At 65.3% G+C, this 25,885-nt stretch carries 15 protein-coding genes; 7 read left to right on the top strand and 8 right to left on the bottom strand.

Annotation, left to right across the window (positions count from 1 at the left end):
• Positions 1–17: 17 nt before the first annotated feature.
• Positions 18–1,829: a glycoside hydrolase family 15 protein gene (locus ACQR1D_RS29470; RefSeq protein WP_315805430.1), complete on the bottom strand. Its 1,812-nt coding sequence runs from the start codon at positions 1,827–1,829 to the stop codon at positions 18–20.
• Between the two features lie 39 nt (positions 1,830–1,868).
• Positions 1,869–3,821 carry a 4-alpha-glucanotransferase gene (gene malQ, locus ACQR1D_RS29475; RefSeq protein ID WP_434845527.1) on the bottom strand — a complete coding sequence of 651 codons (1,953 nt, stop codon included), beginning with the start codon at positions 3,819–3,821 and terminating at the stop codon, positions 1,869–1,871.
• Between the two features lie 354 nt (positions 3,822–4,175).
• Between malQ and treS the strand changes: the two genes are divergently transcribed.
• Genes treS through treY form a run of 5 tightly spaced genes read left to right on the top strand, consistent with a single transcriptional unit; the run spans position 4,176 to position 16,263 of the window.
• Complete coding sequence (treS, locus tag ACQR1D_RS29480; protein ID WP_434894233.1) at positions 4,176–7,481, top strand: maltose alpha-D-glucosyltransferase; 3,306 nt, start codon at positions 4,176–4,178, stop codon at positions 7,479–7,481.
• The gene (glgB, locus tag ACQR1D_RS29485; RefSeq protein ID WP_434894234.1) at positions 7,478–9,616 is read left to right on the top strand and encodes a 1,4-alpha-glucan branching protein GlgB; all 2,139 of its coding nucleotides are present in this window, start codon (positions 7,478–7,480) and stop codon (positions 9,614–9,616) included. The genes treS and glgB overlap by 4 nt, the downstream gene beginning before the upstream one ends.
• A 4-nt stretch (positions 9,617–9,620) precedes the next feature.
• Positions 9,621–11,696: a glycogen debranching protein GlgX gene (gene glgX, locus ACQR1D_RS29490; RefSeq protein ID WP_316239225.1), complete on the top strand. Its 2,076-nt coding sequence runs from the start codon at positions 9,621–9,623 to the stop codon at positions 11,694–11,696.
• Complete coding sequence (gene treZ / locus ACQR1D_RS29495) at positions 11,693–13,459, top strand: malto-oligosyltrehalose trehalohydrolase (protein ID WP_434839233.1); 1,767 nt, start codon at positions 11,693–11,695, stop codon at positions 13,457–13,459. The genes glgX and treZ overlap by 4 nt, the downstream gene beginning before the upstream one ends.
• Before the next feature lie 2 nt (positions 13,460–13,461).
• Positions 13,462–16,263 (top strand): malto-oligosyltrehalose synthase, encoded by a 2,802-nt coding sequence (gene treY / locus ACQR1D_RS29500; protein ID WP_434894235.1) that lies wholly within the window; start codon positions 13,462–13,464, stop codon positions 16,261–16,263.
• On the opposite strand, the gene ACQR1D_RS29505 is transcribed toward treY, so the two are convergent.
• Positions 16,264–16,575, bottom strand: coding sequence for a polyhydroxyalkanoic acid system family protein (locus ACQR1D_RS29505; protein WP_315717996.1), 312 nt, complete (start codon positions 16,573–16,575; stop codon positions 16,264–16,266).
• Between the two features lie 170 nt (positions 16,576–16,745).
• On the opposite strand from ACQR1D_RS29505, the gene ACQR1D_RS29510 reads away from it, so the two are divergent.
• Positions 16,746–16,910 carry a DUF3309 family protein gene (locus ACQR1D_RS29510; RefSeq protein ID WP_006614022.1) on the top strand — a complete coding sequence of 55 codons (165 nt, stop codon included), beginning with the start codon at positions 16,746–16,748 and terminating at the stop codon, positions 16,908–16,910.
• A 48-nt stretch (positions 16,911–16,958) separates the two neighbouring features.
• Here ACQR1D_RS29510 and ligD read toward each other — a convergent pair whose 3' ends face one another.
• On the bottom strand, positions 16,959–19,643 hold the full coding sequence (ligD, locus tag ACQR1D_RS29515; protein ID WP_434894236.1) for a DNA ligase D: 2,685 nt from the start codon (positions 19,641–19,643) through the stop codon (positions 16,959–16,961).
• A gap of 666 nt (positions 19,644–20,309) precedes the next feature.
• On the opposite strand from ligD, the gene ACQR1D_RS29520 reads away from it, so the two are divergent.
• Positions 20,310–21,188: a Ku protein gene (locus tag ACQR1D_RS29520; RefSeq protein ID WP_434845533.1), complete on the top strand. Its 879-nt coding sequence runs from the start codon at positions 20,310–20,312 to the stop codon at positions 21,186–21,188.
• Between the two features lie 238 nt (positions 21,189–21,426).
• On the opposite strand, the gene ACQR1D_RS29525 is transcribed toward ACQR1D_RS29520, so the two are convergent.
• From ACQR1D_RS29525 to ACQR1D_RS29540, 4 genes are all read right to left on the bottom strand, one after another.
• Positions 21,427–21,717 carry a DUF6496 domain-containing protein gene (locus ACQR1D_RS29525; RefSeq protein WP_315805422.1) on the bottom strand — a complete coding sequence of 97 codons (291 nt, stop codon included), beginning with the start codon at positions 21,715–21,717 and terminating at the stop codon, positions 21,427–21,429.
• Positions 21,718–21,801: 84 nt separating this feature from the next.
• Complete coding sequence (locus ACQR1D_RS29530) at positions 21,802–22,491, bottom strand: response regulator transcription factor (RefSeq protein ID WP_316177718.1); 690 nt, start codon at positions 22,489–22,491, stop codon at positions 21,802–21,804.
• Positions 22,488–25,205 carry a DUF4118 domain-containing protein gene (locus ACQR1D_RS29535; RefSeq protein ID WP_434894237.1) on the bottom strand — a complete coding sequence of 906 codons (2,718 nt, stop codon included), beginning with the start codon at positions 25,203–25,205 and terminating at the stop codon, positions 22,488–22,490. Before ACQR1D_RS29535 ends, ACQR1D_RS29530 begins: the two co-directional genes overlap by 4 nt.
• Positions 25,206–25,260: 55 nt before the next feature.
• Entirely contained in the window at positions 25,261–25,863 is a 603-nt protein-coding gene (locus ACQR1D_RS29540; protein WP_434890905.1) for a K(+)-transporting ATPase subunit C, read from the bottom strand.
• Between the last annotated feature and the right edge of the window lie 22 nt (positions 25,864–25,885).

Below are 25,885 nucleotides of genomic sequence, written 5' to 3' on the forward strand. Positions count from 1 at the left end.
AGCTGACGTGCGGGAGCTCAGGCCTCCGACCGCTGCCTTGCGGGTTTGTCGCTGGCCTTCCTGGCGCTGCTCAGATTCTGCGCCGTGTTGATCAGCGCGATATGCGTCAGCGCCTGGGGAAAATTACCGGTCTGCCGCCGGGCCTCGCTGTCGTACTCCTCGGCCAGCAGTCCGACATCGTTGGCGATGTTCACCACGCGGCGGAACAGCGTCTCGGCCTTTTCCGTATCGCCCGCCAGGACATGGGCGTCGGCCAGCCACAGCGTGCAGGCAAGGAACGCGCCTTCGATCGGCTGCTGCTCGTCCGGAGGGACATCGCGCGGATCGTGCCGGAGCACGAAGCCGTCCCGTAGTAAATGCTGTTCGATCGCGTCCACCGTGCCGCGAATGCGCGAATCGGAGCTGGGGAGGAAGCCGACCGCCGGCAACAGCAGCAGGCTGGCATCGAGCAACCGCGAGCCATAGGACTCGACGAAGCTGCCGAGGCTTTCGTCATAACCCTTGGCGCAGACGTCGCGATGAATGGTCTCGCGCAGCCGCCGCCAGCGCTCCAGCGGCGCCTTGAACCCGAATTTCTCCGCGCTCTTGATCGCGCGATCGAACGCCACCCAGGTCATCACCTTGGAAAACACGTAGTGACGGCCGTCGCCGCGGCGTTCCCATATGCCGTGGTCGGGCTGGTCCCAGACGTCGGTGAGATGATCGAGCACCGCGCATTCCAGGTCCCATGTGCCGTCTTCCAGCTTGAGCCTGGTCATGCGGGCCTGGTGGAAGGCGTCCATCAGCTCGCCGTAGACGTCGAGCTGGAGCTGGGCGTGCGCGGCGTTGCCGATCCGCACCGGCCGGGCGCCTTCGTAGCCGGGCAGCCACTCGGCCTCCCACTCCATCAGCCGCCGCTGGCCCATGATGCCGTACATGATCTGCATATAGGCCGGTGCGCCGGCGGCGGCGCGCAGCAGCCAGTTGTGCCAGGCCAGCGCTTCCTCGGTGTAGCCCGAGTTCATCAGCGCGAGCAGCGTGAACGTCGCGTCACGCAGCCAGCAGAAACGATAGTCCCAGTTGCGCCGGCCGCCGAGCTTCTCCGGCAGCGACGTGGTCGGCGCCGCGACGATGCCGCCGGTCGGCGCATAGGTGAGCGCCTTCAGGGTGATCAGCGAGCGCATCACGAGTTCGCGGTGCTCGCCCTGATAGGTGCAGCGGCGCGACCAGTCGGCCCAGAAGGTCTCGGTGTCATCGAGCGCCTGAAGCGGATCGATCGCCTTGGGCACCGGTAGATGCGAGGGACCGTAGGTCAGCACGAACGGCACGGTGTCGCCGGCCGCGACCTCGAACTCCGCAACCGTGGTCATGTCCTCGCCGCGGGTGGCGATCGGCGTATGCAGCACCGCCATGTCCTGGCCGCAGATGGCAAGCAGCGCGGAGCGATCCTCGGAGCGCTTGACCCAGGGAATCTCGATGCCGAAGCCGAAACGGATGATCAGCTCCATCCGCATGGCGACCCGGCCGGCGACGCCGCGGACCAGCCGGACGACGTCGGAGGCGCTGCCCCGCGGCGGCATGAAATCGACCAGCTCGACGGTGCCGGTCGCGGTTTCGTACCGCGTCTCGAGGATGAGGCTGTCGCCACGATAGCGGCGGGACGTCGAGCGGATATCGCCGCGTGGCGCGATCAGCCAGCGGCCATGGCTGCGATCGCCCAGCAGGGAAGCGAAACAGGCGTCGGAATCGAACGCCGGCCAGCACAGCCAGTCGATCGAACCGTTTCGGCTTACGAGGGCAGCCGTCTCACAATCACCGATCAGCGCGTAATCTTCGATCCTGCAGGACATTCGGCATCCGCGTGCAATTGCCCCCTCGATCCCCGCATTCTAAACGCCGGCCGGGCTGATCCGTTCGGCGGTCGCCGCCTTCAACGCCGCGACGCTGGTCGCACCCGTGATGTCCTCGAGCTTGACCGGCATCTTGCGGCGCCAGTTCGGATGCTCGTCGATCGTGCCGGGAATATTGGGCTGATCGACCACCTGCAGCAGATCCTCCAGGGAAATCACCAGCAGCCGCGACCGCGTCCGCGACAGGAAGGCGATCGCCGAGTGGACGTCGTTGGCCTGAATGCCGTTGTGGCGCAGCACCTCGTCCCACAGCCCCAAGGCGTCCCAGCGATCCTGGTCGCTTTCGCCGGGATCGATGCCCAGCCCGCGTTTGGTCTTGAGATCGCCGAACGAGCGCCAGCCGGCATAGGTCGAGAGGTCGTGGGTGTTCAGCGTCACCAGCGCATTCGGCGGATAGAAGTCAACGTCGCGAAAGCGGCCGTTGTCGTCGCGTTCGAAGATCATCACCTTGTAGGACCACAGTCCCCAATCGGCCATCTGCTCGCGAAAGCCTTCAGGCACGGTGCCGAGATCCTCGCCGATGACGATGCAGTCGTTGGCCACGCTCTCGATGACGGTCGCGGCGAGCAGCGCATCGAACGGCATCTGCACATACGCGCCCTGCTTGGCCGGAAATCCGTGCGGCACCAGATAGAGCCGCTTCAAACCGAGCACGTGATCGAGCCGGATCGCGCCGGCATGGCGCATCGACGCCCTGATCATCTCCCGGAACGGCTCGAAATTCCTCAGCGCCAGCCCCGGCGCGTTGAAGCCGGCCAATCCCCAGTTCTGCCCGACCGTGTTCAACGGATCGGGCGGCGCTCCGACCGACAGCGTGCGCGAGATGGCGCCCTGCTCGTTCCAGGCATCGAAGCCGTCGGATTGAACGCCGACTGCGACGTCGAGATACAAGCCGACCTTCATTCCCAGCCGATGCGCGAGATCCCGGCAATGGCGCAATTGTCGCTCGGCGAGCCACTGCACATAGGCGATGAACTCGGCCTCCCTCCGGTCGGGGCCGCTGAGCAGCGCCGCGCAGCGCGCGGCATCGGGCCGCCGCCACTCCTCAGGCCAGTCCCACCAGGGCTTCTGGAAGCGATGCCGCAACACCTCGAAGCAGGAGAAGCGCGCCAGCAGCTCGCCGCGCTCGGCCCGATAGGCCTTGAACTCCGCAGCGGCCGCGGCGTCGGGCGCGGCCATGAAGGCGTCGAAGGCGGCGCGCAGGGCCGGCCATTTCAACGCCGCCACACCCTTGTAGTCCACCAGCTCGGCTTGTCGCAGCGGCTCCAGCACCTTGCTGCCGGGCCCCTTCGCAAAGCCCGGCGCCTGCTCCACATCGACATAGAGCGCATTCAGGAACAGCCGGCTGTTCGGTGCATAGGGGCTGAAGTCACCCGGCCGGTCGTCGAACAACGCGTGCAGCGGATTGAGCCCGACACCATCGGCGCCGAGCTTGGCGCAAAGCGTGATGAGATTGGCAAGGTCGGTGAAGTCGCCCATGCCCCAGTTGCGGGCCGAGCGGATGCCATAGAGTTGGACCGCCAGCAGCCAGACGCGGTCGAAATCGCCGGCGAAGGCCTTCGCCGGCGCGACCAGCAGCGGCAGCTCCTCGCGGTAGGATGACGCATCCACCAGCTCGAGGCGGTAGCTGCCGACCGGCAGATCACCCGGCCACTCGACCAGGGCCTCGCCCGCGTCTCCCTTTGCGATCTCGGTGTCGCCACGCCTGATGGTCCACCTGACCGGCAGCTTCGCCGCCTCGTTCAGGCGGCTGCGCGCCGGCTGGCCGGACCGAATCACGATCGCACCGCTCAGCAGCCGGTGCGGCGTGGGCCTGGGAAAGGCCTCCACGATGATCTTGAGTGCCGCTTCGTCGGTGACGCGACGCTGCCCCTGACCATCGTAGAATTCTGTCAGGATTCCGAGACTATGGGCTTCGCTGTAGAGATCCATTCGGCACGCGATCTGGACGTAACGGTAAGTCGTACGTCGTAAAATTGTTGTGGGACAGCAAGAGGATAAGCCTCTAACGCCGCGCCAAGGCCGTCGTTCCCCGGGGAACAAAACGAGCCTTGCAGCTTTGTAAGGGGGTCGTCTCGGTTTCTAGCGAACCGGGACGCCGTTTTCTTGTCAATGGCATCACCGTGAACAAATTTGCGCACACGTTCGAGAGCGTCGCCCTCAAAGACGCTTTCTCCCCTATTCTGCCCTCTTTTGAGGAGAGCCGCATCTGTCGAGGCCGAGACATCTTTCGAGACGCCTCCGATCGCAGCCGCATCATCATCCTCTCTCCTAGGTGAGGGCCTCATGAACCTGATGTCATCCCTGGATTCGCCGAGCCTGCAGACCGAGACCGACGGCGACGGTCTCTGGTACAAGGACGCGATCATCTACCAGCTGCACGTCAAGGCGTTCGCCGACAGCAACAATGACGGCGTCGGCGACTTCGCCGGCCTCACGGACAAGCTGGATTATCTGCAGGACCTCGGCGTCACCACACTGTGGCTGCTGCCGTTCTACCCCTCGCCCGGCCGCGACGACGGCTACGACATCGCCGACTACGGCAGCATCAATCCCGATTTCGGGACCATGAAGGAGTTCAAGCGCTTCATCCAGGAGGCCAAGCGGCGCGGCCTGCGGGTGATCACCGAGCTCGTGGTCAACCACACCTCCGACCAGCATCACTGGTTCAAGCGCGCCCGGCGCAGCCCGCCCGGCTCCAGCGCCCGCGACTGGTACGTCTGGAGCGACACCGACCAGAAATATCTCGGCACGCGAATCATCTTCACCGATACCGAGAAGTCCAACTGGACCTGGGATCCCGAGGCCGGCCAGTTCTACTGGCACCGCTTCTTCTCGCACCAGCCGGATCTCAACTTCGACAATCCGCGCGTGGTCAACGCGATCGTCCAGGTGATGAAGCGCTGGCTCGATGCCGGCGTCGACGGCTTCCGGCTCGACGCCATTCCCTATCTCTGCGAGCGCGACGGCACCAACAACGAGAACTTGCCGGAGACGCATGCGATCATCAAGCGCCTGCGTGTCGAGCTCGACAATTACGCCAAGGATAAGCTGCTGCTGGCCGAGGCCAACCAGTGGCCCGAGGATGTGCAGGAGTATTTCGGCCAGGGCGACGAGTGCCACATGGCCTATCACTTCCCGCTGATGCCGCGCTTCTACATGGCGATCGCCCAGGAAGACCGCTTCCCGATCACCGACATCCTGCGCCAGACGCCCGATATCCCCTCGACCTGCCAATGGGCGCTGTTCCTGCGCAACCATGACGAGCTGACGCTCGAAATGGTGACCGATGTCGAGCGCGACTATCTGTGGTCGACCTATGCCAACGATCCGCGCGCGCGCATCAATGTCGGCATTCGCCGCCGCCTCGCGCCGCTGATGGACAATGACCGGCGCAAGATCGAGCTGATGAACTCGCTGCTGATGTCGTTTCCGGGCACGCCGATCATCTATTACGGCGACGAGATCGGCATGGGCGACAACATCTATCTCGGCGATCGCAACGGCGTGCGTACGCCGATGCAATGGACGCCCGACCGCAATGGCGGCTTCTCGCGTGCCGACCCCGCACGGCTCTACGCACCGATGATCATGGACCCGGTCTACGGCTACGAGGCGGTCAACGTCGAAGCGCAGTCGCGCAGCCTGTCGTCGCTGCTGAATGCCACCAAGAAGCTGATCTCGGTGCGCAAGTCGACGCTGGCCTTCGGCAGGGGCACCATGAGCTTCATCCGCCCGGCCAACCGGTCGGTGCTGGCCTATGTGCGACAATACAAGGACGAGGTGATCCTCTGCGTCGCCAACCTGTCGCGCTCGGCACAGGCGACCGAGCTCGATCTTTCGCCGTTCAAGGATCGCGTGCCGATCGAGATGCTCGGCCGGTCGCGCTTTCCCGCGATCGGCGAGCTGCCCTACATGATCACGCTCGCGCCCTACGGCTTCTACTGGTTCCAGCTCAAGGAGCGCGACAAGTCCGAGCCGGTCGTTCAGCGCGCCGTGCCGGAATTCGAGACGCTGGTCGTCCCGCTCGGCTCGACCTGGGTGTCGCTGGCGCGCACCCGCAGCCTGTTCGAGCGCGACGTGCTTCCCGGCCACCTCGCGCGCACGCGCTGGTATCCCGAACGCTCGCCTGAGGCGATCCATCCGACGTTGACCTCCGCGATCCCGTTCTGTGACATCGGCGACAACAGGCCGTGGCTGATCTTCTTCAAGTCGGCCGAGCGCAAGGACGAGCAGCGCTACCTGCTGCCGATGCAGATCGAGTGGGTCCGCTTCGACCGCGAGCGCTATAATCCGCAGGCATTCGCCGCCGTGCGCCAGGGCGCCCGCGAGGGCACCCTGCTGGATGCCGCCACCAATCCCATCTTTCTGGCGCTGCTGCTGCGCAACCTTGCACAGTCACTTGTGGTCGAAGAGAACGGGATACGACTGGAATTCCGTCCGACGTCGCGATTTCCCGACAAGCCGATCCGCGAGTCGGAACAGGTGCGCATCATCGAGACCGACCGTTGCAGCAGCAAGGCTGTCGTCAACAACGAGTTCTTCATCAAGCTCCATCGCGAGCTCGAGGCCGGATCGCATCCGGAGATCGACGTCGGTCGCTTCCTGACCGAGACCATCGGCTTCGCCAACGTGCCGCCGCTGCTCGGCAGCGTCGAGGTGATCCAGGACGGTGAGCGGCAGACGATCGGCTGCGTCCATGGCTTTGTCGAGAACCAGGGTGACGGCTGGATCGTGACCGCCGCCTATCTCGACCGCTACATCGACGATCAGCGCGTGTTCGCCGCGAGCGGCGACGCGCGCCAGAGCGAGGAGCTGCCGCCCTATCTGCGCTACATGACGCAAGCCGGACGGCGGGCCGGAGAGCTGCATGCGGCCCTGGCCTCACGCAACGACATCGCCGATTTTGCGCCGGAGCCGACCACCGCAGATCATCTCGGTCACTGGATCGACCGGCTGCGCGCCCAGGCAAGCCGGGTCCTGACGGGCCTGAGCGAGCGCCGCGATCACCTCAAGGACCCGGAACGAGGGCTGGCCGATCAGGTGCTCGCGAGGCGTGGTGAGATATCGGAGCGCCTGAGCAGCCTGATCCCGCACCAGATCGGCGGCTGCGACATCCGGCTGCATGGCGATTTCCATCTCGGCCAGATCCTCATCGTCAAGGACGATATCTTCATCATCGATTTCGACGGGGACGAGGAGCAGCCGCTCGCCGAGCGTCGGCGCAAGGCGCCGCCGGCGCGCGACATCGCAGGCTTCCTGCGCTCGATCGATTGCTCGGTCCGCGTCGCCCAGGAGCGCGCTCTGAGGGCGGGCCCGGACGATCACGGCCGTATCGCCGCGGCGCTGTCGGAATGGCGCGACCAGGCCGCGACGGCCTTTTTGGCCGGCTATCGCGAGATCAAGGCCAATCAGCGCCTCTGGCCGGACGATCCGCATACGGCGGAGGCGCTCCTTAACTTTTTCATGCTGGAAAAAGCCCTCGGAGCGCTCGAATATGATCTGGCTCACCGGCCGGACTGGTTGCGCATCGCTTTGAGCAACCTGCTTCGCGTCCTGTCCGAGCCAGCATCAGTCAGCGAGTCCTCATGACCCATCTTTCTCCCGAGGCGTTTGCGATCATCGAGGGCCGGCACGCCGACCCGTTTCGCTATCTCGGTCAGCACAATGTCGACGGGCGCACTGTCGTGCGCGCCTTCCTGCCCGAGGCGTCCCGCGTCGAAGTGGTCGGCGAGCACGGCGACGTCGCCCCGCTGACGCGCATCCATGATGCCGGCCTGTTCACCGGGACCATGCCATCGCTGCAGCGCTATCGCTTTCGGGCAACATTCGGCGACCACGTCACCGACCTCGAGGACCCCTATCGCTTCCTGCCGATCCTGAGCGACTTCGACCTGCACCTGCTCGGCGAAGGCAACCACGAGCGGCTCTACGACAAGCTCGGCGCGCATCCCATGGTCATCGACAGCGTCGATGGCGTCGGCTTCGTCGTGCTCGCGCCGAACGCGCGCCGCGTCAGCGTGGTCGGCGACTTCAACTTCTGGAATGCGCGGCGCCACCCGATGCGCGTGCGCGGCAACGGCTATTGGGAGCTGTTCATTCCCCGCGCCAGGGCCGGCGACCACTACAAATTCGACATCATCGGTCCGCAGGGCGAGCACCTGCCGCTGAAATCCGACCCGATGGCCTTCGCGGCCGAGATGCGTCCCAAGACCGCGTCGATCGTGGTCGACGAGACCAGCCTGCCGCGCCCTCGGCCAGCGCCGCATGACATCAACAAGCTGAACAGGCCCGTCTCGATCTATGAGGTGCACCTCGGATCCTGGCGGCGCAAGGACAACAATCAATGGCTGACCTATCGCGAGCTCGCCGAGCAGCTGCCGGCCTATGCACGCGACATGGGCTTCACGCACATCGAATTCCTGCCCGTCAGCGAGCATCCGTTCGACGGCTCCTGGGGCTATCAGCCGACCGGCCTGTTCGCGCCGACCAGCCGCTTCGGCAGTCCTGAGGACTTCTGTGCGCTCGTCGATGCGTGCCACCGCGAGGGCCTCGCGGTATGGCTCGACTGGGTGCCCGGCCATTTCCCGGATGATCCGCACGGCCTCGGCCATTTCGACGGCACCGCGCTCTACGAGCACGCCAACCCGATGCAGGGCCGGCATCTCGACTGGGGCACGCTGATCTACAATTTCGGCCGCACCGAAGTCGCCAATTTCCTGCGCTCGAACGCGTTGTTCTGGCTGGAGCGCTACGGCGTCGACGGCCTGCGCGTCGATGCCGTCGCCTCGATGCTCTATCTCGACTACAGCCGTCCCTCCGGCGGCTGGATTCCGAACAAATATGGCGGGCGCGAGAACCTCGAGGCCATCGAGTTTCTGCGCCGGACCAATATCGAGGTGTTCGGCCATTTCCCGCAGGCGACTACGGCTGCCGAGGAATCCACGGCGTGGCCGCAGGTGTCCCGCCCGGTCGACATGGGCGGGCTCGGTTTCGGCTACAAGTGGAACATGGGCTGGATGCACGACACCTTGCGCTACATCAGCAAGGACCCGATCCACCGCAAATATCACCACGGCGAGATCCTGTTCGGCCTGCACTACGCCTTTTCGGAAAACTTCATCCTGCCGCTGTCGCATGACGAGGTGGTGCACGGCAAGCGCTCCATCCTCGGTCGGATGCCCGGCGACGACTGGCAGCGTTTTGCCAACCTGCGCGCGTATTACAGCTTCATGTTCGGGCATCCCGGCAAGAAGCTCCTGTTCATGGGCTGCGAACTCGCCCAGGAGCGCGAGTGGAATCACGATACCTCGCTCGACTGGCACCTCCTCGGCGACGCCCGATATGCCGGCATCCAGGCCCTGATCCGCGACCTCAACCACCTCTACCGCAACGTTCCGGCGCTGCACGAGCGGGACTGCGAACCGGACGGCTTCGAGTGGCTGATCACCGACGACTCCGACCGCAACGTCTTCGCCTGGGTGCGCAAGGGCTACGATGAGCACGCGCGCTGCGTCGTGGTCGTGAACTTTTCGCCCAACGTGTATTACAATTATCGGGTCCGCGTGCCGTTCGGCGGCAGATGGAGGGAAGCTTTCAATTCCGACTCCCTGCATTATGGCGGCAGCAATGTCGGCAATGTCGGCCAGGTCCATGCCTCTGAAGAACACCAGCTCAACCTCATCCTCCCGCCCATGGCAGCGGTATTTCTCCTCCCGGAAGCCTGACGCAATGCGCCTGGCCGCTGGAAGCCACGCCCGTCTCGGAGCAACCTGGGACGGACGGGGGACCAACTTTGCGTTGTTCTCCGCCAATGCCGAGAAGGTCGAGCTCTGCCTGTTCGACAGCCAGGGCCGGCGCGAGATCGAGCGGATCGAATTGCCGGAGCGGACGGAGGATGTCTGGCACGGCTATCTCAACGACGTCTCGCCAGGGCAGCTCTATGGCTACCGCGTCTACGGCCCGTACGAGCCGGAGCGCGGCCACCGCTTCAATGCCAACAAGCTGCTGCTCGACCCCTATGCCAAGCGGCTCGCCGGCCGGCTGGTCTGGAGCGATGCCCATTTCGCCTACCGCGCCGGCTCGCCGCGCGAGGACCTCTCGTTCGACCGGCGCGACAACGCCCGCGGCATGCCCAAGGCGGTCGTCATCGACGAGACCTTCAACTGGGGCCGGCGCGAGATGCGGCCGCAGATCCCGTGGGAGGACACGATCATCTACGAGGCTCACGTCAAGGGCCTGACCAACAAGCGCGACGACGTGCCGCCCAACCTGCGCGGCACCTATGGCGGTCTGTCGTCGCCGGCGATGATCAAGCATCTGAAGCGGCTCGGCGTCACCACAATCGAGCTCTTGCCGATCCACGCCTTCATCGACGACCGCATGCTGGTCGAGAAGAAGCTGGTCAACTACTGGGGCTACAACACCATCTCGTTCTTCGCGCCGGAGCTGCGCTACGCGCAGGACAATCCGCTCGATGCCTTCCGGACGACGGTGGCGCGGCTGCATGATGCCGGCATCGAGGTCATGCTCGACGTCGTCTACAATCACACCGCCGAGGGCAACCATCTCGGCCCGACGCTGTGCTACCGCGGCATCGACAACGCATCCTACTACTGGCTGCAGCCGGACAATCCGCGCTTCTACGACGACTTCACCGGCTGCGGCTCGTCGGTGAACCTGACCCATCCGCGCGTGCTGCAGATGGTGATGGACTCGCTGCGCTATTGGGTCGAAGTCTGCCACGTCGACGGCTTCCGCTTCGATCTCGCCACCACGCTCGCGCGCGAGAAGCACGGCTTCGACCGGCGCAGCGGCTTCCTGACCGCGATCCGCCAGGACCCGGTGCTGGCGAGCGTCAAACTGGTCGCAGAGCCATGGGACGTCGGTCTCGGCGGCTATCAGGTCGGCGCATTCCCCTCGCAATGGTCCGAATGGAACGACCGCTATCGTAGCGCCATGCGTCGCTACTGGAGCGGCGAAGGCAGCCTGATCGGCGAGGTGTCGAGCCGCATGACCGGCTCTTCCGACATCTTCAACCATGACGGCCGCACCCAGCGCGCCAGCGTCAATCACGTCACCGTCCATGACGGGTTCACGCTGGCCGATCTCTTCAGCTACAACAGCAAGCACAATGAGGCGAACGGCGAGGACAATCGCGACGGCTCCAACGACAACCTCAGCAACAATTTCGGTCATGAGGGGCCGACCAACGACGTGGCGATCACAGCGCTGCGGCGGCAGTCGCGCAAGAACCAGCTCGCCTGTCTGTTGCTCGCGCAGGGCCTGCCGCTGCTGCTCGCAGGCGACGAGGTCGGCAACTCTCAGCATGGCAACAACAACGCCTATTGCCAGGACAACGAGGTCGGCTGGGTGGACTGGAGCGGCATGGGCCGCGAGGGCGATGATCTCATCGACTTCATCGCGCACATGACCGAGCTGCGCCGCCGCTTCGGCCAGATTCGCGCGCGCCGCTGGCTCGACGGCCGCCGGTCGGACGGAAGCTTCGGCGTGCTGTGGCTGACGCCTTCGGCGGAGGAGATGACGCAAACCGACTGGACCTTTCCTGACGGACGATTTCTCGCCTATGTGCTCGCTCCGGTGGAACAGGAGCAGGCTCCGATCCTTATCGTTCTGAACGCGGCTCCCGAAGAGATCGGATTCAAATTGCCCAAGCTCGCCGAATACAAGACGTGGCAACAGGTCCTGAACACCACCGAAGCCCAGCAGACGCCGATCGACTTCGCGTCGGGCACGGACCTCAAGGCCCCGCCCCGCTCCGTGCTGGCGTATGCGGGCCAGTCATGAACGGCCGTCAATTCGGACCTCGGCTCACGCAGGACGGCACGACGTTCCGGCTGTGGGCGCCCGCCGCCAAGCGCGTCGATCTGATCCTCGACGTCAAGCATGAGATGCAGCGCGGGGATGGTGGTTGGTATTCGCTCGACGTCGCCGGGGTCGGCGCCGGCACGCGGTACAAGTTTCGTATTGATGATGAACTCGACGTTCCAGATCCCGGCTCGGATTTCCAGCCAGAGGATGTCTCCGGCCCGAGCGAAATCATCGACCACCGCGCCTACACCTGGCGCTCCGAAAAATGGCGCGGCCGTCCATGGCAGGACGCCGTGTTTCTCGAAAGCCATGTCGGCACCTTCACGACGGAAGGCACCTACGGCGCGATGATCGACAAGCTCGATCATCTCGTCGAAACCGGCATCACCGCGCTCGAGCTGATGCCGCTGGCGGACTTCGCCGGCTCCCGCAACTGGGGCTATGACGGCGTCCTGCTCTACGCGCCGGACAGCGTCTATGGGCGTCCCGATGATCTGCGCGCGCTGATCGACGAGGCGCATCTGCGCGGGCTGATGGTCTTCCTCGACGTCGTCTACAACCATTTCGGCCCCGAAGGAAACTACATCGGCCTGTATGCACCGACCTTCTTCACGGACGCTCACACGCCGTGGGGCAGCGCGATCGACTTCCGGCACCCCGAAGTGCGCGCCTTCGCGATCGAGAACGCGCTGCATTGGCTGACGGACTATCGCTTCGACGGGCTGCGTTTCGATGCCGTCAACCACATCCTCGCCAACGAGGGTGAGATCCCGATGCTGCATGATCTCAGCGCCGCCGTCGGCAGGCTCGTCGAGCAGACAGGGCGTCACATCCATCTCGTGCTCGAGAACGGTGATAACCGGGCCAGCATGCTCGACGCGGCAGAAGATCCGCCGCGGGGCAAGTTTCGCGCGCAATGGAACGATGATTATCACCACGTCTGGCATGTGATGCTGACCGGCGAGACCGGCGGCTACTACGGCGACTACCAACAATCGCCGCGGCGCGGGCTTGCTCGCGCGCTCGCCTCGGGCTTTGTCTATCAAGGCGAGCAGGCCGCCTTTTGGGGTGGCATGGCCCGGGGTGAACCAAGCGGTCATCTGGCCCCCGCGGCGTTCGTCAACTTCCTGCAGAACCACGACCAGATCGGCAACCGCGTGTTCGGCGACCGGCTGGAATCGCTGGCGCCGCCGGAAGGGATCGCAGCTGCGCTGGCCGTCACCTTGCTCGCACCGACCGTGCCGATGCTGTACATGGGCGAGGAATGGGGCTCGAAGCAGCCCTTCCCGTTCTTCTGCGATTTCCAGGGCGATCTCGCGCACGCCGTTCGCAAGGGGCGCCGCAAGGAATATGAGTGGGCATACGCCAAGTATGGCGACGAGGTCCCGGACCCTCTGGACATCGAGACGTTCAGATCCGCGATCATCGATTGGGACGCCCACAACGCATCGCCGGGACGCGAGCGATTGACGCTGGTGCGCGGGCTCCTCGCCGTGCGCCACAGGGAGGTGGCACCGCGGCTGCCGGGCGCATCCTTCGGCAAGGCCGACGTGACGGAGGATGGCTGCCTGACTGCGCACTGGACGATGGGCGACGGCGCGACGCTGCGGTTGCTCGCCAACGTTTCGGACAACGAGGTGCCCGCGCCGCGCAGCGGCTCGGCGGGCACGCCGATCTGGGGCGGCACGCCCGGCGATCGCCTGCCACCCTGGTCGGTGTTCTGGAGCATCGGAGGATAATCATGCCTCCTGCCATTCCGCTCGCGACCTACCGCCTGCAGCTCACCGCCGACTTCAATTTCGAAGCAGCGGCGCGCGTCGTGCCGTATCTGAAGGCGCTCGGCATCAGCCATGTCTACGCCTCGCCGTTCATGACGGCGCGCAAGGGCTCGACGCATGGCTACGACATCACGGATCACACCAAGCTCAATCCTGAGCTCGGCGGTCAGGACGGCTTCGCCAAGCTGAGCGCCGCGCTGAAGGCGCACGATCTCGGGCTCATCCTCGATTTCGTTCCGAACCATGTCGGCGTCCATTTCGACGACAATCCATGGTGGCTCGATGTGCTCGAATGGGGCCAGGCGTCGCCGCATGCAGCCTCGTTCGACATCGACTGGGACCAATTGCCGTATCGCGCCCGGGGCGGCGTGCTGCTGCCGATCATCGGGACGTCCTACGGCCATGCGCTCGAACATGGTGAGATCGAGCTGCGCTACGACCCGGACGAAGGCTCGTTCTCCTGCTGGTACTTCGAGCATCGCCTGCCGATCGCGCCGGAGCGCTATGGCGAGGTGCTGCGCATCATCGTAAAGGAGGCCGGTGAGGAGAGCAGCGAGGCCGGCAAGGCGATCCTCGACCTGGCGTCGCGCTATCGCGGCCTGCGCCATCCGAACCGCAAGGAAGCCCCGGCGTTCAAGGCTGCACTCAAGGCCATTCCCGGGGCTGGCGACATTATCGCGCGAGGCCTCTCGGCGTATCAGGCCGGCGAGGGCCGACCGACGCAGACGCTGGCCCTGCACCATCTGCTTGAACGGCAGAATTACAAACTCGGGCATTGGCGGCTTGCGTCCAGCGACATCAACTACCGCCGCTTCTTCGACGTCAACACGCTGGCCGGCCTGCGCGTCGAGGATGCTGGCACGTTCGAAGCGATCCACCGGCTGGTCAAGAAGCTGATCGCGGATGGCCAGCTGCAGGGTCTGCGGCTCGACCATATCGACGGCCTGCGCGATCCCGCACAATATTTCCAGCGGCTGCGGCGGCTGATCCGCGACGCTCGGGGACCCGCAGCCGGGCCATTCTACGTCGTCATCGAGAAGATTCTCTGCGAGCACGAGAAGCTGCCGAGCTTTGCCGGCGTGCACGGCACCACCGGCTACGAGTGGATGAACGTCATCACCCAGCTGCTCATCGACGGCAACGGCCTGGAGCCCTTGGACGAGATCTGGCGCCAGATCAGCAACAAGCCGCCGAAGCTGGCGCCCGTCATCAAGGAGGCCAAGCGGCGCGTGCTGGAAACGCTGCTGACCAGCGAGTTCACCGTGCTGACACGCCTCCTGGCGCGCATCGCCAACGGCCACTACTCGACGCGCGACTATTCGGAAGACAGCCTGCGCCAGGCGCTCGAACTGTATGTTCTTCACTTCCCGGTCTATCGCACCTATCTCACCGCGGCCGGGGCGACCGAGGCCGATCGCGAGCTGATCGATCACGCCATAGCCGGCGCCCGCGCCGAATGGTTTGCCTCCGACGGCTCGATCTTCGACTTCCTGCGCGATACGCTCACCATGGATCTGATCAAGCGCGACCGCAGCACCAGCCACAGCGTCCCACGTGTGCGCCGCTTCGCGCTGAAGGTGCAGCAGTTTACCGGCCCGATGATGGCGAAGTCGCTGGAGGATACCGGCTTCTATCGCTTCCACCGGCTGCTCGCGCTCAACGAGGTCGGCGGCGATCCGGCGGCGCATGCTCTGACGATCGCCGACTTCCACAAGCTGATGCAGGACCGCGCCAGGCATTGGCCGCACGGCATGACCGCCACCGCTACCCACGACACCAAGCGCGGCGAGGATGCCCGCACGCGGCTGGCCGCCATCACCGAGTTGCCCAACGATTGGACGTCCGCGATGGCGCGCTGGAAGACCTTGAACGCGCCGCACGTCATCACCGATGGCAAGATGCGCGCGCCCTCGGCGGCGTTCGAATACATGCTGTACCAGACGCTCGTTGGCATCTGGCCCGCAACTGGCGCCGACCCGAGCCTTGCGGAGCGGTTGCAGGCCTATGCGCTGAAGGCGGCGCGGGAGGGCAAGGAGGAGACCAGCTGGCTCAATCCAAACGAGGCCTATGAGAACGGCCTGCGCAGCTTCATCGACCGCATCCTGGATCGCGACCGCTCGCCCGAGTTCCTGCAGTCGTTGGAGACGCTTTCCAGGCGGACCGCTTTGCTCGGCGCGCTGAACTCGCTGACACAGCTCACGCTGAAGGCGACGATGCCCGGCGTGCCGGATATCTATCAGGGCACCGAGTTCTGGGACCTCTCGATGGTCGATCCCGACAATCGCCGACCGGTGGACTTCGCCGCGCGCGAACGGGCGCTGCGCGAGTGCGAGCGTCCCGATTGGGCCCGCTTGGCGGACCACTGGCCGGATGGCCGCATCAAGCTCGCCTGGACACGGCGGCTGCTCCGGCTGCGCAACGAGATGCCCGCGGTCTTCACCGACGGTTCCCATGAGCCGCTCGAGGTGAGCGGACGTCATGCCGATCACATCATTGCCTTCGCACGGCGGCATGGGCGGGACGCCGTCGTCGTCGTCACTGTGCGCAACTTTGCGCCCTTCACCGACGGTGGCCGGGTGTGGCCCCACCCAGATGGTTTCGAAGCCGAGGTTCATGCCCGCGGCTACACATCTGCGGACATACAGGACGGCATCCTTGCGGTGTCCTCCGTCTTCATACATTTGCCTGCAGCAGTGATCCCAGCGCGGACCGATGCGGCAACCCACCCGGCTGGTCGACGTCAGACAGCATCGACGCCGGGCTGATCAGCTCTTTTTCGTCAACAGCAGCTGGCCGCGGCTGCGGATCGCGGACTGCGCCGCCTCGGCAAAGCGCTGCAACAGCCAGGGCAGCACGACCTCGACACGCACGTGATCGTCGGCGACGTCGACATGGCCCGACGCCGCTTGACCCAGAGCGCGAACGCGAAAGATCATCTTGTCGCCCTCCCAGCGCTCTTCGTCGACCTTCAGGACCGGAACGCTGGTCGCGGCGCGGCTGAGACCGGCCTGGAGCCGGCGCACGGCCTCGTCCTTGCCGAGGCGATGCGGAATGGAAACGACAAGCGGTCTTGACATCGCGATCTCCTGACTAACAACTGCCTTTAGGTAGTCACTGGTGGTTACGACCGCAAAGACACGCTCCGAATTTTACCTGTTTCCCGCACGGAACTTTCGAAGTTCCGACCAGTTTCCTCGGCGAAGGCAGAGCACGTTGTCGCCCCGCTGCCGGGCACTGGAGGAAGCACATGTCCATCGGAACTATCATCCTGATCATTCTCATCATCGCCCTGCTCGGCGGCTTTTCCGGCATCGGCGGCGGTCCGTTCTACGGCACCGGCTACTATGGCGGCGGCGGTCTCGGCCTGATCATCGTCATCGTGCTGATCCTCGTCCTGCTCGGACGTATCTGATCCTTCTGAGGCGATCGGCTCGGGCAGACACCACGTCTGCCCGAGCGACTACGACGTCTCTGCGAGCTTCTTGATGGCCGCCTTGATCGAGCCCGCGGCATCTTCATAACCATCCCACTCCCTGGTCTTGGCCAGCAGCGCCGGTACGGTGCGGATGGTGTAGCGCTTGGGTTCGAGCCCGTTCTTCACCTGCGTCCAGGTCAGCGGCATGGACACGGTGGCGCCTTCGCGGGCGCGCGGCGACAGCACGGCGACCGCCGTCGACATCCGGTCGTTGCGCAGATAGTCGAGGAAGATCTTCCCCCCGCGCAGCTTCTTCGACATGTTGAGCAGGTATTGCTCCGGGCTGTCGTTCGCCATCCATTGGCACACACCTTGCGCAAACGCCTTCGCTTCGGGCCAGCTCACTCTGTCGCGCGCGCCGTGCAGCAACGGCGTCACCACGTGCAGACCCTTGCCGCCCGTGGTCTTGCAGAAGCTCTCGAGTCCGAGGCTCTTCAGGCGCTGGCGCATCTCCTTGGCGGCCGCGATCACCTCCCCGAAGGCGACGTTCGGCGCCGGGTCGAGATCGAACACCAGCCGGCCCGGAACGTCATAGGCGTCGGGTGCGCAATTCCATGGATGCAGCTCGACGGCGGCGACCTGGGCGACCGCGATCAATCCCTCGACACGGTCGATCTGCAGATACGGTTTGCGGTCGCCCGACACCTTGACCAGCTCGAGCAGGTCCGACATGCCCTGCATGCCGTGCCGCTGGAAGAATTTTTCGCCACCGATGCCATCAGGCGCACGTACGATCGAGCACGGCCGTCCCCTCAGATGATCGATCATCCAGTCGCCGACGGCTTCCAGATAGTTGGCGAGATCGAGCTTGGTGACGGGCTCGCCGTCGCCGGCGTCCGGCCACAGCGCCTTGTCGGGCTTGGAGATCGCAACGCCCATCACGGTCGCCGCGCCCTTCGTGCGTGACGGCGTCTTGTGCAGCGTGGTGCCGACGGTCGCGGCCGTGGCCGCCGCGCGCGCCACAGGTTTCGCCACCTTGGCCGCAGCCACGGGCTTTTCGGCAACGACCTCGCGGGCCGGCTTGTCCTGGCGCAGTCCCTTGAACGAGGCCTGCCTGACATTGTTGTCCGCGGTCCAGCCGGCAAACTCGATCTCGGCGACCAGCTCCGGCTTCAGCCAATGCACCTCACGCGTCTTGCGCGGCGCGTTCTTGCCGCTGAACGGGCTCTTGTCGGAGGCCGCCGCCTTCAGCGCCGGCATGATCTCCTTCACGGTGTCCTGGCCGAAGCCGGTGCCGACGATGCCGACATAAGCGAGATGATCGTCCTTGTTGACGCCGACCATCAACGATCGGAATTTGCCGTTGGTGGTCTTGAAGCCACCGATGACGACCTCGTGGCCTGGCCTGGTCTTGGCCTTGGTCCAGCTCTCCGTTCGTCCCGAATGATAGGCCGAGTCCAGCTTCTTGGAGACGATACCCTCCAGCGACAGCTTGCGCGCGGACTCCAGCACGGCCTCGCCGTCGCTCTCGAAGTGCTCGACATAGCGGATCCGTGGCGCCTTGCCCTTGATGTTCGCCTTCAACAGCTTCGCGAGCCGCGCCTTGCGCTCGCGCAAAGGCTGGCGGCGCAGGTCGAACTCCTCCGCAAACATCAGGTCGAAGGCAAAGAAGATCAGCTCGTCGGTTTCGCCCGCAGAGATCGCCGCCTGCAGCGCCGAGAAATTCGGATTGCCGTCCTTGTCGAGCGCGACGATCTCGCCATCGATGATCGCGTCCGGCAGCTTGGCGGCCTCCTCCGCGATCGCGCCGAACTTGGCCGTCCAGTCCAGCCCCTTGCGGGTCTTCAAGGTCGCCTTGCCGTCCTCCACCCTGATCTGCACGCGGTAGCCGTCGAACTTGATCTCGTGCGCCCAGCCCTCGCCGCGCGGCGGCTGGGCGACCGACGTACAAAGTTCGGGGGGCACGAAGTCCGGCAGCGACGACACGGTTCGCGGTGCGACCGTCTTCGGAGCAGCGGCCGCTTTCGCGGCCTTGGACTTCGGCGCCGTCTTCTTCGAGGACGCCTTGCCATCGCTGCGGTTGGAGTGCCACACCGCGTCGGCATTCATGCGCTGCGTCTTGGCGAGCATGAACGGCTTCGGCGCCTTGCCCCTTCCGGCCGCGATCTGCTCCATGGTGCGGCCCGAGGCGACCGACTTGTCGGCCTCCAGGATATCGTTGGCCTCGCCTTCGCGGGCGAACTCGTCGCGGTGCTTGATCAGCAGCCAGTTGGTGCGCTTGCCCCCGCTGCGATCATGGCGCATCCGCACCAGCACCCAGCTGCCATGCAGCTTCTCGCCTTCAAGGGTGAACTTGAGGTCGCCCTTCTTGAAGCCGCGCTCCGGGTCCTCGCTGTCCCAATGGCCGCGATCCCACAGCATGACGGTGCCGCCGCCATACTCGCCTTCCGGGATCGTACCTTCGAAATCGCCATAGTCGAGCGGGTGGTCCTCGACCTCGACCGCGAGCCGCTTGTCGTGCGGATCGAGCGACGGCCCCTTGGTCACGGCCCACGACTTGAACACGCCGCCGAACTCCAGCCTGAGATCGTAGTGCAGCCGCGTCGCGTCGTGCTTCTGGATGACGAAGCGCGGCCGCGCCGCACGCGCGACCTTGGCGTCGCCGGACGGCTCTGCCGTCTTGTCGAAATCGCGCTTCTTGCGATAGGTGGAAAGCTTCCTGAGCGCCACGGTGATCCCTCGTGTTGAGTGGTAGCGTAGCAAAGCCGGCAGGGTCGTGGAACCGGCTCCGCCGCTGGCGCCGGCGCGGCTCGCATCCACCTGATAACACCGGGCAAAGTTCCGCGTTCCCGCGGCTGAGGAAAGCCCGGGTGTTGCGATGGTCCACCCTCTGCCGATGAGAGGGCGCAGGGAAGGCCGGGAGCTCGCCGCCCCCATGGCCCGCCTGCGAAAGAAATGCAGGCGGCAGGTACCACAGGTGCAGCCGAGTCATCCCGGCCCTCCCTGCGCGACGGTTTTAACAGCTGCTTCGCGTTCTCCCCGGTGCGCCGGGCTTGTTGGCCACCGTCATCCGCGCGATGCACAAAGCATCCTCGCAAACTTGACCTCAGCGTCGGGAGGCCAGGACCGCGCGACTTGACCGTGCGTGCCAGATCGTTCGTCGGCGCAACGTCAATCACGCTGCAACCCGACACGCCCATCGCATTCCGCTGCCGACGTCCGTGACGACCGCGATACGTCCCCTCCGACGCAACGGAATGGGTCGGACCATAATGCTGATTTTACGAAGTCGTCAAGCGAATTATTTTTTCCCGAAGCGACCCTCGCCGGGGCCCATGGAACCCACACCGATGCTTGCCCGTTGCAGCCTCGTCCGGATTGTCCAAGGAGACCACGATGGCCCCCCGCGCCTACTGGAAAGGCTCGCTCAAACTCTCGCTCGTCAGTTGCCCCGTCGTCCTCTATCCGGCGTCGACCTCGGTCGAGAAGACGCGCTTCCATCTGATCAACCGCGAGACCGGCAACCGGCTCAAGCAGCAGATGGTCGACTCTGAGACCGGCGACATCGTCGAAGGCGAGCAGAAGGGCCGCGGCTACGAGCTCTCCAAGGGGCAGTATGTCGAGATCGAGCCGGAGGAGCTGGAGGCGGTCCAGATCGAGAGTAACCATACGATCGATATCGACAGCTTCGTGCCGCGCGAGGAGATCGACCAGCGCTATCTCAACCATCCCTATTACATCGCTCCCGACGGCAAGGCGGCGGTCGACGCCTTCGCGGTCATTCGCGACGCGATGAAGGAGCAGGATCGCGTCGCGCTGGCGCGGATCGTGCTGACCAACCGCGAGCACGTCATCGCCATCGAGCCGATGGGCAAGGGCATGCTCGGCACCACACTGCGCTTTCCCTACGAGCTGCGCGACGAGGCCGAGTTCTTCGACGACATCAAGTCGCCGAAGATTACCAAGGACATGGTGGAGCTCGCCGGCCACATCCTGCAGACCAAGGCCGCGCACTTCAAGCCGTCGGAGTTCAAGGACCAGTACGAGACGGCGCTGAAGGCGCTGGTCAAGCGCAAGGCCTCGGGCAAGCCGATCAAGCTGCCGGAGCCGGCGGAGCGGCCCGACAACGTCGTCAGCCTGATGGACGCGCTGAAACAGAGCCTGGGCAAGGGCGGAAAAAAGACAGCGCGTGCGGCGTCACGGCGGACGAGCGCGCATCGACGCCCCGCGAAGAAGGCGCATCGGTCGGCGGCGCGGCAGAGGAAGGCGGGGTGAAGGCCAGCAGCTGCCTGCGTGGCGCAAGCGGCCTCCACACCACCGCCCCGTCGTCCCGGCGAACGCCGGGACCCATACTCTGCGGCGGGTATTGTAAGACAAGACTCGTCCAACATCCCGCGCAATAACATCTCCCTGGGGTTATGGGTCCCGGCGTTCGCCGGGACGACAGCGGAGAATTTTGCGACGGCTGCGGGTCATGGCGTGCGCGATGATCGTAGCCCGAATGATCGCCTCGTCAGCTCTTCTTCTTCGACTTCTTCTTCGTCGTTTTCTTGGTAGTCTTCTTCGTGCTTTTCTTGCTCGCCTTCTTGGCGGACTTCTTCGCCGATGACTTGGCGCTCTTCTTCGGCGGCACCTTCTTGCCTTCGCGGCGCGCCTCCGACAGACCGATCGCGATCGCCTGCTTGCGGCTCTTGACCTTGCGGCCCGAGCCGCCGCTCTTCAACGTTCCTGCCTTGCGCTTCTTCATCGCGCGCTCGACGTCCTTGGACGCGCCCTTGGAATATTTGCGTGTTTTGCGTGCCATCAACATGGTCTCCCTGTGATATCACAGAAATCACGAGGGTGAGCGATGGTTCCGCTTTGAGGGACTGGCTCACATGAAGAAGCGCTAATCCGGCGCACGCAAGCGATAGCCGATGCCGGTCTCGGTCAACACGAATTGCGGGCGCTCGGGATCGGCCTCGATCTTCTGCCTGAGCTGGCGCACATAGACGCGCAGATATTGCGCGTCGGTCAATTCGTCCCACAGCTCCTTGAGCAGGAAGCGATGCGTCAGCACCTTGCCGGCGTGCTGCACGAGCACGCGCAGCAGATCGTACTCCTTCGGCGACAGCTTGACCTCGCGCTCGCCGACCTTGACGATGCGGCGGACGAGATCGACCGAGAGGTCGCCGGTGCGAAACACCGGCCGCTCTCCCTGCACCTGCAGCTGGTGCCGCAGCGCCGCGCGCAGGCGCGCCAGCAATTCATCCATGCCGAACGGCTTGGTGATGTAGTCGTCGGCGCCGAGATCGAGCGCCTGGACCTTGCCCGCCTCGTCGCCGCGGCTGGACAGCACCACGACCGGCACGGCCTCGTTGCGGCCACGGATGGTTCGCAGCAGCTCGAGTCCGTCGATGTCGGGGAGGCCAAGGTCGAGAATGATCAGCGCCGGCTCCTGGCTCAGCAGCTCCAGCGCGTTCCTGCCGTTGGAGGCCTCGAGAATCTCGTAGCCCTGCGTGGTCAGGCCCATCCGCAGCAGCTTGCGGATCGGCGGCTCGTCGTCGATCACGAGCACCTTGATCGGAGCGCCGGTCATGCGGCCGTATCCAGCGGTCTGGCCTGCGCCGGCACCGGCAGGCGGATGGTGAGGACCGCACCGCGCCGATCGGTACGGTTGCCGGCGAAGATGCGGCCATGCATCGCCTCGATGAAGCCACGCGAGATCGCAAGCCCAAGTCCGGTGCCGGGCCGCACCTGGTCGCCCTTCTGCACGCGATAGAACTTGTCGAACACGTGCTCGACCTCCGCGGCGGGAATGCCGTCGCCTTCGTCACGGATCTCGAGCACGATCCAGTTGCTGTCGCGGGCCGCACGGATCGCAATCGAGGTCTCGGGAGGCGCATATTTGGCGGCGTTGTCGAGCAGATTGAACAGCACCTGCTCGAACAGCACCGCGTCGACCTCGACCATCGGCAGATCGGGCGCCAGTACCAGCGAGACATGATGACGGGCGAGGATCTTGCCGGCACGCCGCAGCGCGCTGCCGACGATCTCGCCGACGTCGTGGAGGGCGGCGTTCGGCACGATCGCGCCGGATTCCAGCTTGGTCATGTCCAGGAGGTTGGCGATGAATCGATTCAGCCGCTCGGACTCGTCGATCACGGTGGCGAGCAGGTCGAGCTTCTCCTTGTCGGACAGCCTGGCCGCGAGATCGCGCATCGTCGAGGCCGCGCCGAGCACCGAGGCGAGCGGCGTCTTCAGATCGTGCGAGATCGAGGTGAGCAGCGCCGAACGCAGCCGGTCCTGCTCCATGGTGCGCTTGACCTTGTCCATGTCCTCGACCAGCAGAACGCGCTCGATCGCCAGCGCGCCCTGGTCGACCAGGGCGTCGAGCAGCCGGCGCTGGTCGGGGGTCAGCAGCGGCCCGGTGCGGTCGTCGTCGATGCCGATGACGCCGATCAGGCCGCGGCCGGTGCGCATCGGCAGGAACAGCCGCTTGGCTCCCGGCAGCGTGTCGGAGCCGCGGCCGGCGGCGCGGTCGTTGCTCCAGGCCCAGCTCGCGGCGGCGAGGTCGGCGTCGTCGAGCTGATCCTCCGGCGGGTAGCCGGTCATGACCGTGAGCTTGCCGTCCTGCGGCAACAGCAGCACGACCCGCACCTTCAGCATCAACGCCGCCTGATAGGCCGTGGCCCACAGCACGTCATCGAGGGTCGCGGTGCCCGCAAGCTTGCGGCTGAAGGCATAGAGCTGCTCGGTGGTCCGGACGCGGTGGGTGGCGGCGTCAGCCTGAACGCGAACGCGCGCGGCGACGTTGGACACCAGGATCGCGATCAGCATGAAGAAGAAGAACGCGCCGATGTTGGTCGGATCGGTGATCGTGAACGTATACAGCGGCGGGAGGAAGAAGAAGTTGTAGCAGAGCGAGGCGGCGAGGCTCGCCAGCAGCGACGGTCCCAGGCCGTAGCGTGCGGCGACGCCGACCACCGCCGTGAGGAACACGAGATCGACGTTCTCGATGCCGAAGACGGGCTGGATCAGCTCGGCGAGGCCAAGGCCGACAGCCGTGATCAGCAGCGCCATCACATAGGGCTTCGGCTGCAGCGGCTCGCTGCGCGGCCGCGTCTGCACCGAGCTGCCCGCGGTGTCGGGCGCCTCCTCGCCGGCGATGACGTGGATGCTGATGTTGCCGGCGCGCCTGACCAGGTCATGCACCACCGAGCCCCTGATGATCTCGAACAGGCGCGAGCGGCTCGACTTGCCGATGATGATCTGGGTGACGTTGTTGGCCTGCGCGAAGCCGATGAGGTCATCGGCGATACGCCGGCCGACGCCCGGAATCGTCAGCGCCTCGCCGCCGAGGGTCTCGGCCAACCGCAGCGTATCGGCGAGCCGGTCGCGCTGCCTGTCACTGAGCTGCAGATTGCGCCGGGTCTCGATGGTCACGGCGGTCCACGGCGCATGGACACGGTCGGCGAGCCGCTTGGTGTAGCGCACCAGCCCTGTCGCCCGCGGATCCTCCGACACGCAGACGAGGATCCGCTCGCCGGCCGCCCAGGGCCCCGCAATGGCGTTGGCCTGCATGTGAGTGAGCAGTTGCTCGTCGACGCGCTCGGCCGTCCGACGCAGCGCAAGTTCGCGCAGCGCGGTCAGGTTGCCGGGCGAGAAATAATGCTCCAGCGCGCGCTCCGCCTGCTTGGGCACATAGACCTTGCCCTCCTTCAGTCGCTGGATCAGGTCGTCGGGCGTAAGGTCGATCAGCTCGATGGCGTCGGCGCGGTCGAGGATCGAATCCGGCACGGTCTCGCGCACGCGCACATGGGTGATCTGGGCGACGACGTCGTTGAGGCTCTCGATGTGCTGGACGTTGACCGCCGTGTAGACATCGATGCCGTGCGACAGCAGCTCCTCGACGTCGAGATAGCGCTTGGGGTGGCGGCTGCCGACAGCATTGGTGTGCGCGAGCTCGTCGACGATGGCGAGCTTGGGACGGCGCGCAATCACGGCATCCAGATCCATCTCTTCGACGATCTGGTCCTTGTAGGAAATACGTTTGCGCGGGACGACCTCCAGGCCGCGGACCAGCGCCTCGGTCTCGGCGCGGCCATGCGTCTCGACGAAGCCGATGACGACATCGACGCCGGCCTTCAGCTTGGCATGCGCGCTCGACAGCATTTCATAGGTCTTGCCGACGCCGGGGGCGGCGCCGACGAAGATCTTGAGCTTGCCGGCAGGACTGTCCTCCCGCCGGGCCGCTTCGAGCAGGGCTTCCGGCGAGGGACGTTGGTCAGGATCGCGGCGTTGACTGGCCATGCGGCATTATAGACGGAGGAGCTTCGGCGCCAAGGCCGGGACCTCTAAGGCCTCACTACGGCTTGGCAGCGTCGAGCGCCAGATTGAGCGCAAGCACGTTAACGCGGGGTTCGCCGAGCAGTCCGAGCAGACGGCCCTTAGTCTGCTGGGCGATCAGGCCCTGAACGCTGGCCTCCGGCAAGCCGCGCGCCTTGGCCACCCGCGGCACCTGGAACAGCGCCGCCTCCGGCGAGATGTCCGGATCGAGCCCGCTCGCCGAGGTCGTCACCAGATCGACCGGCACGGCCTGCCCAGGATTCTCCGCCTTCAGCTTGTCAACATCCTCCTTGACCCGGTCGGCCAGCGCCTTGCTGGTCGGGCCGAGATTAGAGCCGGAGGAGTTGGCGGCGTTATAGGGCGCCGGCACCGTCTTGGTCGCATCGTTCGGATCGGCGGCCGAGGTCGCCGACGGACGGCCGTGGAAATATTTGTCGTCCTTGAATTCCTGCCCGATCAGCGCCGAGCCGATCACCTGGCCGTTGCGCGTGATCAGACTGCCTTCGGCCTGCGCCGGGAAGATGGTGCCGGCGACGACGGTCATGGCGAGCGGATACAGCAGCCCGGTGATCAAGGTCAGCGCGAGCAGGACCAGGATGGCGGGACGGATTTCTTTGAGCATGGGAGATCTCCTGTGTCGCGGC

The organism is Bradyrhizobium sp. HKCCYLRH2047, from assembly GCF_051168175.1.
GTDB lineage: Bacteria > Pseudomonadota > Alphaproteobacteria > Rhizobiales > Xanthobacteraceae > Bradyrhizobium.